The 9,706-nt window shown below is 45.8% G+C and carries 10 protein-coding genes; 3 read left to right on the top strand and 7 right to left on the bottom strand.

All coding sequences use genetic code 11. The features are described from left to right. Positions 1 to 49: 49 nt before the first annotated feature. Genes JHC35_RS08895 through JHC35_RS08870 form a run of 6 tightly spaced genes read right to left on the bottom strand, consistent with a single transcriptional unit; the run spans position 50 to position 6,817 of the window. Positions 50 to 1,846 (bottom strand): DUF4105 domain-containing protein, encoded by a 1,797-nt coding sequence (locus tag JHC35_RS08895; RefSeq protein ID WP_295044405.1) that lies wholly within the window; start codon positions 1,844 to 1,846, stop codon positions 50 to 52. Positions 1,847 to 1,897: 51 nt separating this feature from the next. Further along, positions 1,898 to 2,344, bottom strand: coding sequence for a DUF3015 family protein (locus JHC35_RS08890; RefSeq protein ID WP_295044402.1), 447 nt, complete (start codon positions 2,342 to 2,344; stop codon positions 1,898 to 1,900). A gap of 49 nt (positions 2,345 to 2,393) precedes the next feature. Continuing rightward, complete coding sequence (gene aat / locus JHC35_RS08885; protein ID WP_295044399.1) at positions 2,394 to 3,077, bottom strand: leucyl/phenylalanyl-tRNA--protein transferase; 684 nt, start codon at positions 3,075 to 3,077, stop codon at positions 2,394 to 2,396. After that, positions 3,074 to 5,254: an ATP-dependent Clp protease ATP-binding subunit ClpA gene (clpA, locus tag JHC35_RS08880; protein WP_295044397.1), complete on the bottom strand. Its 2,181-nt coding sequence runs from the start codon at positions 5,252 to 5,254 to the stop codon at positions 3,074 to 3,076. The genes aat and clpA overlap by 4 nt, the downstream gene beginning before the upstream one ends. 2 nt (positions 5,255 to 5,256) lie before the next feature. After that, positions 5,257 to 5,556, bottom strand: coding sequence for an ATP-dependent Clp protease adaptor ClpS (locus tag JHC35_RS08875; RefSeq protein ID WP_295044395.1), 300 nt, complete (start codon positions 5,554 to 5,556; stop codon positions 5,257 to 5,259). Positions 5,557 to 5,578: 22 nt separating this feature from the next. Beyond that, complete coding sequence (locus JHC35_RS08870; RefSeq protein WP_295044392.1) at positions 5,579 to 6,817, bottom strand: aminotransferase class I/II-fold pyridoxal phosphate-dependent enzyme; 1,239 nt, start codon at positions 6,815 to 6,817, stop codon at positions 5,579 to 5,581. 50 nt (positions 6,818 to 6,867) lie between these two features. Here JHC35_RS08870 and bioD point away from each other — a divergent pair, with 50 nt between their 5' ends. The 3 genes from bioD to JHC35_RS08855 are packed head-to-tail and all read left to right on the top strand — an operon-like array spanning position 6,868 to position 9,342. Further along, a complete protein-coding gene (gene bioD, locus JHC35_RS08865; RefSeq protein WP_295044389.1) occupies positions 6,868 to 7,521 on the top strand; it encodes a dethiobiotin synthase in 654 nt (217 codons plus the stop codon). Between the two features lie 16 nt (positions 7,522 to 7,537). Next, positions 7,538 to 8,407: an aspartate carbamoyltransferase catalytic subunit gene (locus tag JHC35_RS08860; protein ID WP_295044386.1), complete on the top strand. Its 870-nt coding sequence runs from the start codon at positions 7,538 to 7,540 to the stop codon at positions 8,405 to 8,407. Continuing rightward, a complete protein-coding gene (locus JHC35_RS08855) occupies positions 8,407 to 9,342 on the top strand; it encodes an aminodeoxychorismate synthase component I (RefSeq protein ID WP_295044383.1) in 936 nt (311 codons plus the stop codon). The genes JHC35_RS08860 and JHC35_RS08855 overlap by 1 nt, the downstream gene beginning before the upstream one ends. On the opposite strand, the gene JHC35_RS08850 is transcribed toward JHC35_RS08855, so the two are convergent. Then, positions 9,339 to 9,581, bottom strand: a complete 243-nt coding sequence (locus JHC35_RS08850; protein ID WP_295044380.1) for a helix-hairpin-helix domain-containing protein — start codon at positions 9,579 to 9,581, stop codon at positions 9,339 to 9,341. The two genes, JHC35_RS08855 and JHC35_RS08850, sit on opposite strands and share 4 nt — an antisense overlap. Positions 9,582 to 9,706: the final 125 nt, after the last annotated feature.

Genomic DNA, 9,706 nt, shown 5'->3' with positions numbered 1-9,706 from the left:
ATCTCAAAAGCTCCGTATGTCTAAGTGTGCCAATTATGCCTAAAAATCATTAAAAATAAAAATTCACTCCCAAGGTATAGCGATCCTCGTCATAACGTTGCTCAATACGTTCATATTTCGCATTGACTGCGACATGTCCGTTCCATTGCCACAGATGCGAAAAACAAAAACGGCTTTGATCGTGATTGTCAAGATAAAAAACATGCCCCATTTCACTAAAGGTTTTCATCCTATTTCCCCAATTGAGTGCCACACCTGCGGTAAAACCCAATCCGATGTCCGCATTAGAGCCTAATCTTACCTCAGGTTCGCTCAATACGTACCCGTACATATATTCATTTCCCACGGATGCACCCGCTCCCACGCGGGTAACAAAACTGAGGTGATCGTCTCCATAGTCTCGATCCCAACCGCTTTTCATCCGCCATGAAAACGGTTTGAAAAAATGGCTTACCGGAGCGATTGACGCCAAAGAAAGTACCGTAAGCTTTTCCGGAGTCACTTTTTCTTCCTCTACTCCCACTACCGCATCGAGAAATTCAATCTGCGCACCAAAAAGATGTCCGGTATCGTCTTCGCCGATATCATGAAAAGCGGGACGCCACCCGATTAAAAAAGGGGAACGATTCTCCATCCACTCTTTGCCTAAAACGATCCGTGCCGCTCGATGTGCCGTGTCGGGGTTCGGCTTTTTCTCTATCGTAATTGGCGCTCCCCCACCCAAATGTGCGCGTTCGGACAAGAATGAATGATAGCGAAGCGCATAGGTCTCTTTGGAAAGCTTCCCTTCGATATATCGGTACTCGATCAATTCCGCGGCGGCTTCGAAAATATACCGTCTCTCCTGATCCGAAAAACGCAAAAGCTCCGAATCATCGGATTTCATATCGCCGGATGCGAGGTTGAGTACGGCGCGAATCCCTTCCGATGATAATTGCGCTTCATACGATAAGAGCTTCGTCCTTTTCGAGGGGCGGTAATGTTTGTCAACTACCAAGTTTTCGTCTTCAAAAGCGTATACCGTCTCAGGAGGGATGATGTAATACCAAAAATGGTCTCTCAGATGAACCGAAGGGCGGGCAATTTCGGTCAACCAAAGCATGTGATAGGAACAATTTTCATCAAAAAAATAGTACCATGAATTAATCCGCTGCAACTCCCAGATATGACGCACCATCGCCATCACTTCATCGTGCGTCAGATTCAAATCATATTCCCATACATCCCGCGATTCGCTGTCGCGGTATTCTTTGAGCTTTTCATAATACGGAAGCATTGAATAGTACCCGTAATAGCCTCCGAAGAGCCCTTTGTACGCAAATAACAACCCGTTGGTATCATCAGTATGCGCCGCATAATTGATGGCATACGACATCATTTTGGATTCCATCGACGAATCGATCCGCAAAAAAGTATGACCGAACATCGAGGCTGGGGAGTTGATATGGGCACTCGGGAAAACCAGTGTCACTTTTTGAGGATCCATTTTGGCGACAAGAGCATCATACTCATTGCATTCTCCCTCGCCGAATGAGGTGTTAAGTTCGTGCTCCAACCATGCCCGACGTGCAGGAAATCGACAAAATACGCTCTCATTGGTTCGGTTTGTATCTTCGTTGAAATGGCGGATGGTTGCATCGAGCTCGGAAGATAGGTTTTGTTTTCCTTCGCTAGAGAGAAAAAATGCCGAATCATCGATTTCACTTTCGTCGTGAGGAGAGTGCATCAACAAATGCCAATAACGCTGATCCGAAAGATGTTTGGCATGCGCTTGTGCGATCAGTTTATCGGTCATCACTGCATGGAGCGATAAACTCAGCGCACATAATAAGAAAAAGAATGGCAAAAAAAACCTTAGAGTATTTCAGAGCGCATTCACTGCGTTCTGAAAATGTGATTAACCGGCGATAGTAGAAACGTTATCGAGAACCGTTGCCATATCGGCTTTTTCGCTGGTGTAAATAGCGTTATAGTTCGCTTGAAGGGCTGCAGCAAATTCAGCTTTATTTTCAACGTTCAAAAGCTCTGCCAACGTCGAAACGCTCTCCCCTTGTCCGATTGCGATTTCACGAGAGAGTTGATCCATGTTTGACGCTACGAATTCGGCAGCACGCTCATTCATAACGAATTTCGCTTTTTTACATCCTGATGTTCCGGATGTGATTCCGAATGTTTGATTTCCCAATGTTGAGTTGGTAGTCGCTTGAAGTGCCAACATCACCGCAGAGCTGTCATCATGAATGATTTGAGACCCAAGACCGCATCCTGTTTGGCTATTAACGGTAGCGAACGCTGCGCTACTGAGTGCCGCGATAGCAGCGATACTGATTAAAACTTTTTTCATAGAAACCCTTTTTTCATAAGAATTAATGAAAAGTATAAAAGAATATTCCTTAAAGATTTCTCATCTTCCAAGCAGATTCAATCGGAGAGGATCCCGATATTTTCGAAAGACGTTCTAAAAAAACAGCACGAGATACCTCTTTGGCCCCCAAACTTTTTAAATGTTCGGTCGGTACCTGACAATCGATGAAATCATATCCCCACTCTTTGAGACGCTCTACCAAAACAGCCAAGGCTACTTTTGAGGCATCGGAAACTTTGGCAAACATCGACTCGCCACAAAAGACACTTCCCGATGAGACCCCATAAAGCCCCCCGACAAGAGTTCCGTTTTGATATGCCTCTACACTATGGGCATATCCCAAAGCATGAAGGTTCTCATACGCCTCTATCATATCCGGAACAATCCAGCTCCCGTTTTGACCTCGGCGCGGTACGCTCGAACACGCCCGAATAACCTCTGAAAACGCACAGTCAAAACAGATTTCAAACTGCGGAATTTTTTTGCGCAACGAACGGCTCAATTTAAAATCATCCAATTCCAATATGAGTCTCGGATCGGGAGACCACCAAAGAATCGGATCGCGCTTACTGTACCACGGAAAAATTCCCATCCGATACGCCAGCATAAGACGCGAAGGGGAAAGATCACCGCCATACGCTACAATCCCTTCTTGTGAGGTATGCAGCAGCGGATTAGGAAACGATAGATGATAGCTAAGGCGAGGAATCATACCGCATAATCAAATAGGAGCTCATCGGTATAATCTACCAATACTTTTCCACCTTGCACCAAACGCCCAAAGAGCATCTCATCCACCAGCGGATCTTTGATCTTCTCTGAGATCACGCGGCCAAGAGGTCGCGCCCCCATTGCTTTGTCGTATCCGATTTTAGCGATATAGGATTTGGCTTTCTCGCTGAGTGTAACGGTCACTTTCTTCGCTTTTAGCTGAAGATTGAGTTGAGCGATGAATTTATCCACAATCCCCTCTACCACGTTTATCGGCAACGAAGCAAACTCGATCACCCCGTCCAGCCGATTTCTAAATTCCGGGGTAAAAAAGCTCTTGAGCGCTTCATGGCGGGAAATGGAGCTGTCGGCATTAAATCCCATAACCGTCCGCTCACTCGCTCCGATATTGGAGGTCATCACCAAGATTACATTGGCAAAGTTGGCTTTAAATCCCGTATTATCAGTGAGTGTCGCACTGTCCATGACCTGTAATAAAACATTCATCAAATCGGGATGGGCTTTTTCGATCTCATCGAGGAGTAATACCATGTACGGATGTTTACGTACCGTCTCAACCAGCAATCCCCCCTGCTCAAATCCCACATACCCCGGAGGAGCACCGATGAGACGACTCAGAGAATGTTTCTCCATATATTCGGACATATCAAATCGCTCGAAATAGATCCCCAATGTTTCGGAGAGCGATTTGGCCAGCTCCGTTTTGCCGACACCGGTCGGTCCCGAAAACAAAAAAGATGCGATCGGTTTTTGCGGTGCGCTCAAACCTGCATAGGAGCGCTTAATCGCTTTGACCACTTTTTCAACGGCACTATCCTGTCCGATAACGACTCTTTTTAGATCGCTCTCCAACGAAGCGAGTTTTTCTCGATCGTCCGTCCCCATTTTAGAGGTTGGGATTCCCGTCATTTTGGCAATAACATTCTCAATATCATGCGGGGTAATCGTAGTACGTTTATGGGTTTTAAGATGAAATGCCGCCCCCGCTTCATCGATCAAATCGATCGCCACATCGGGTAAAAACCGATCGGTAATATATTTTTTAGACAAATCAACCGCAGAGCGCAGTGCTTTGTCGGTGTATTTCACCCCATGATGTTTTTCGTATCGAGCCCGAAGCCCTTTGAGGATCAAAAAGCTCTCTTCTTCACTCGGTTCGCCCACTTCAATTCGGGCAAAACGGCGGCTGAGCGCGCGATCCTTTTCAAATACACTCCGGTATTCGGCATGGGTTGTTGCACCCATGCATCTTAGTGCTCCCGAAGCAAGTGCGGGTTTGAGCTGATTGGAAGCATCCATGCTTCCGCCCCCTACGGCACCCGCACCCACAATCGTATGGATTTCATCGATAAAAAGGATCGCATTGGGATGTTCCGCCGCCTCATCCATCACCGCTTTGAGCCGTTTCTCAAAATCACCCCGATATTTCGTCCCTGCCAGCATTGCCCCCAAATCCAAGGCAAAAATCTCCGCATCTTCCAGCAATGCAGGAACATCGCCGGAAAGTATCCGCAATGCAAGCCCCTCAGCAATCGCTGTTTTTCCGACACCCGGCTCACCGATCAGTAGCGGATTGTTTTTCTTGCGGCGGCACAGTGTTTGAATGGAGCGTTCGATCTCATTAACCCGTCCGATTACGGGATCGATTTTCCCTTTTTTGGCTTGGGCGATCAAATTGATCGCGTATTTTTGGAGCGCTCCGTCATTGCGAGATTCCTCCTGAGAATTCTCAACATCACGGTGAGAAATCGCTTCGAGAACATCGACACGGCTGATGCCGTACTCTTCGAGAAGCATACACGCGTAGGTGTGACGCTCCTCATATACCGCCGCAATCAAATCTCCGACATCGGCTGATTCTTTTTGAGCACTGCGCACATGCTGCATCATCCCATCGATCATCCGAGCCAGTGCAACCGTTTCAAACGGTTCTTGATCCACATCATCGGGGAGCGGCTCCATCGTTTGCATCAGGTATGCCGCTAACGCTTCTCGGATATGCTCAACTTCGGCACCGCAGGAACGGATAATCGCATCTCCGTCCGGAGAATTGAGCAACGAAAGCATAACATGTTCAATCGTGAGATATTCGTGCCGCTGATGACGCGCAAAACCGATCGCTTTTTGGAAAATCGCATTGAGTTCGGTACTCACCATGATTATGCCTCCTCCAGAGTTGCTTTTAGGGGAAATCCGCTTTCACGAGCCAAAGATGAAACTTGATATACCTTGGTTTCGGCAACCTCGTACGGATAAACACCGCACAATCCGCGCCCTTTTTGATGGACTTCCATCATAATTTTATGAGCTTCATGAACGTTTTTACGGAAAAGTTTCATCAAAATGTCGACCACAAAATCCATCGACGTATAATCGTCATTGAGCAAAAAAACATTGTATTGTTTCGGATGCTCTACCATCAGATCCAAATGTGTTGAGTGTTCGTGTTTCGTCGCCATATGTAAACTATACCAAATTTTTTTAAATTTTTGATGCAGAGATAAAATCATCTATAATCGCATACGCACTTTCCAAACCGATTGAAATACGTACCAATCCCGGAGTTATCCCCAAAAATGCTTTCGTCGCATCGTCAAAATCACGATATATCGTCGATGCCATATGGAGCCCTAATGTACGGCTATCACCGATATTGGCGGTAATCGTAATGAGTTTTGATCGGTTCAAAAATTCGAATGCCTTCTCTTTTGATCCTAAATCTATTGTGAATATCGTACCGCAACCGTTGGCAAATTGTGTCTTGTAGCGTTCATGATGAGGGTGATCTGCGAGACACGGATGATTTACTACAAACCCTGCCTCACTCAGTTTTCCTGCAACGCTCTCTATCGTCGTCACGATCCGATCCATTCTCAGAGGCAGTGTCTCCAATCCGAGCATCGTCAAATAGCTTCCAAATCCGTTTGCGGACATCCCGAAATCGCGTAAGGCCCGTTTTTTGGCAACGGCGATCAGTGCCATTGCTCCCATTTTTTGGATAAACGGCTGAATATCGCGGTAACGCTCGCTTTTGAATTTATCTTCCCCTTCGGCAATCGGACGATACACCACCGCTCCGCCGAGTGCGGATGCATTACCCGTAATGATTTTCGTTGTCGAATAGACCACAATATCAGCCCCAAGCAAGAGCGGAAGAACACTCATCGGTGTTGTCGTATTATCCACGATCAATGCAACTCCGTGAGCGTTTGCGATTTGAGCGATTGTCGCAATATCGGGCAAGCGCATATTGGGATTTCCGACACTCTCCAAAAAGATGACTTTTGTTTCACTCGTAATCGCATTTTCAACCTCTATGAGGGCATCGACATCGAAAAATTTCGTGCTAATTCCAAAACGCGGTAAGGTTTCGGAAAAATACGAGTAAGTTCCGCCGAAAAGTCCCCCGATACTGATAATCTCATCTCCGGCACGAAGCAGGCTCAATGTCGCCATTGCAATCGCACCCATACCCGTCGATGCACTCACCGCACCGATCCCGCCATCCATCGAGGCTAAAACCTGCTCCAGCTGTGCAGAGGTCGGATTGCCGACACGAGCATACAGAGGCTTTTTAATCGAGCCTTCAAATATCCCCTCTCCGGTCTCACTGTCTCCGTACCCAAACGATGCGGAGTTCACCATCACTGGGCTAATCGGTCCCTCTTTTTTCCCTACTTGCTGAACAATGCGGGTTGTAAAGTCTTCAAAGCGATTCATCATCAAACCTATATTAAAATTAAGCAATTATAACCTAAAAGGCTCTTTTCTTGTCTAAACGGATTTTTGTGACCGCAACCAATACGAATGTCGGCAAAACCTATACATCAAAGCAGCTTATCAAAGCACTCTTTGCATTGGGTTTGCGCGTCGGTGTTTTCAAGCCGATTGAAACGGGTGTAGAGAATTTCCCTTTGGATGGAAAAGAGCTTTTTGATACTGCCTGCAGATATAATCCTGCGCTTCACTCCCTGAGCATAAACGACATCGTCCCGCTTCAGTTTCCCCTCCCCGCGGCTCCGTTTGTTGCCAATCAAGGAGAGAGTGTAGATCTTTCCGTATTCGACGCTCCGCTGGCAAAAATTGAAGCGCTGTGCGACGTTGTGATCATTGAGGGGGCGGGCGGCTTATTCGTTCCTATTGATAAACAAACGATGATGATCGATTTTCCCCGTTATTTTAACGCAGTTACACTCCTTGTTACCCACTGCAACCTCGGCTGCATCAACGATACCCTGCTCAGCGCCAAAGCCCTATCGGACAACGACTATCGCTTCATCCTCGGATTTAACTGCCGAGCTGACGATGAGACTTTTGAAAAGACTTCGCTGCCCTATCTAAATCATCGCTTTGGATCAATCTACCGTATCGACCACGACATCGATGTCATAGCCAAAGCACTTTTAGATACAATATCAACCTAAAAATGAGGACACTATTATGAAACATCTACTCCGTACCGACGATTTTACCACCGAGCAGATCCTTCGCGTTTTACAAGATGCCGAACACTATTTAGCGGGACAATTTGACCCGATCCTCAAAGAAAAAATCATCATTACCCTCTTTTTTGAAAATTCTACCCGTACCAAAAGTTCCTTTGAAATCGCCGCCAAACGGCTCGGTGCCGAAGTCGTCCACCTCGATGTTCAAAAAAGTTCAACCCAAAAAGGGGAGAGTCTTGTCGATACGGCGCTTAACCTCGATGCTATGGGACCGCATGCGATGATCGTCCGTCATGCCCATGCCGGTGTCCCAAACATCCTTGCTCAGCATACACGCGCCTCGATCATCAATGCGGGAGATGGTGCTCATGCGCATCCGACGCAGGCGCTGCTCGATCTTTTTACCCTCCGCCGTCATTTCGGTGATCTAAAAGGGAAAAAAATCGCTATCGTCGGTGATATCAAGAATTCCCGTGTCGCCAACAGCAATATCGAATTATTGACCCGATTCGGAATGGAGATTACCCTCGTAGCACCACCTCACTTTCTTCCGGAAACGTCATTACGCACAACACACTCTATTCGTGATGTGATTGATGATGTAGATGCTATCATGTCATTGCGCACCCAAACAGAGCGCCATTCGCATCAAACCTACGGTTCACTCAAAGACTACGGAAGCGATTTTTGTATCACCCAAGAGCTCGTTGGGAACCGTGATTTAATCTTGCTTCATCCGGGACCGGTTCATCGTAACATCGATATTGATGATAGCATGCTCAAAGATTCGCGCTGCAAAGTGCTGGAGCAAGTAAAAAACGGCGTTGCAATCCGAATGGCCGTCCTCAAAGCTCTCATCGCATAATGTATCAGCGATTTAGTTCTCTTGTGAGCGCGGGAGTGCCGTGTTTCTTTTATACCGATTTTGAAGGGCTCCAAATACACTCTTATCGCTTAGATGAACTCTCCGAACATGATATCGAGTTTTCGTTCCATCATCCGCCTCATAAAAGTAATTTTCCCCATAAGCCCAATTTTTTTCCCATCACCATAGAGGATTATCGTCACAAGTTTGATACTATACAAGAGCACATCCGCAGCGGCAATACCTATCTCCTAAATCTTACCCAGCCCACACCGATAGAGTCCGAGTACACCCTAACTGAAATTTACAACATGGCATATGCCCCCTATAAATTTCGTGTCAAGAATAGTTTTGTCTGCTTCTCTCCCGAGCCCTTTATCACCATCGAGGGAAATACCATTCATACCTATCCTATGAAAGGGACGATTGACGCATCACTACCAAATGCTATCAATACTATTTTAAATGACCCGAAAGAGTTTGCCGAGCACACCATGATCGTCGATCTACTCCGTAATGATTTAGGGATAGTTGCCAAAGAGATACGTGTAGAAGATTTTCGTTATATATCTACCATTGATACTGGAAACAAAAGACTTCACCAAGTTAGTTCACATATTAGCGGCATTTTAGAGGGTAACTGGAGAGAAAATGCGGGAGAGTTGTTAAAAGCTCTTTTGCCGGCAGGAAGTATCAGTGGTACACCGAAGCGAAAAACGGTTGAGATTATCCAAGAGGTTGAGGGGTATGATCGAGGCTATTTTACGGGCATTTTCGGTCATTTTGACGGAATAAATCTCTACAGTGCCGTAGCGATCCGTTTTATTGAAAATATTGAGGGGCAGCTCATCTACAAAAGCGGCGGCGGGATCACTTCTGATAGCGAATATCAGAGTGAATACAATGAAATGATCGATAAGGTCTATATCCCTTAACGGACACTAACTTGCGGCTTTAATTTGATCATCATTTTCGGACCGATCCCTTTTACATTGACCAATTCATCTACTGTCTTAAATCCACCGTGCATTTTACGATATTTTAGAATTTCTTGTGCTTTGGCTGGACCAATTCCATCGAGTGTCTGAAGCTGTGCAGAATTTGCCGAATTTAGATTAACAGAGCCAAATACTGACGCAATGAAAAAGAGAAAGAGGATTACAGATCTAACCATATTTAACCTTTTAACTTAAATATAACGATTGTATCAAGATAAAAATAAATTGTCAAATTCAAAATAATGTTTTCTATAAATGATTAGCAATACATTGATGATTGATTGTGAAGAAAGAGGTAAAT

This window comes from Sulfuricurvum sp. (assembly GCF_022759005.1).
In the GTDB taxonomy this organism is placed as follows: domain Bacteria; phylum Campylobacterota; class Campylobacteria; order Campylobacterales; family Sulfurimonadaceae; genus Sulfuricurvum.
The sequence above is the reverse complement of the archived record's forward strand: the minus strand, read 5'-3'. Positions and strand labels throughout refer to the sequence as shown.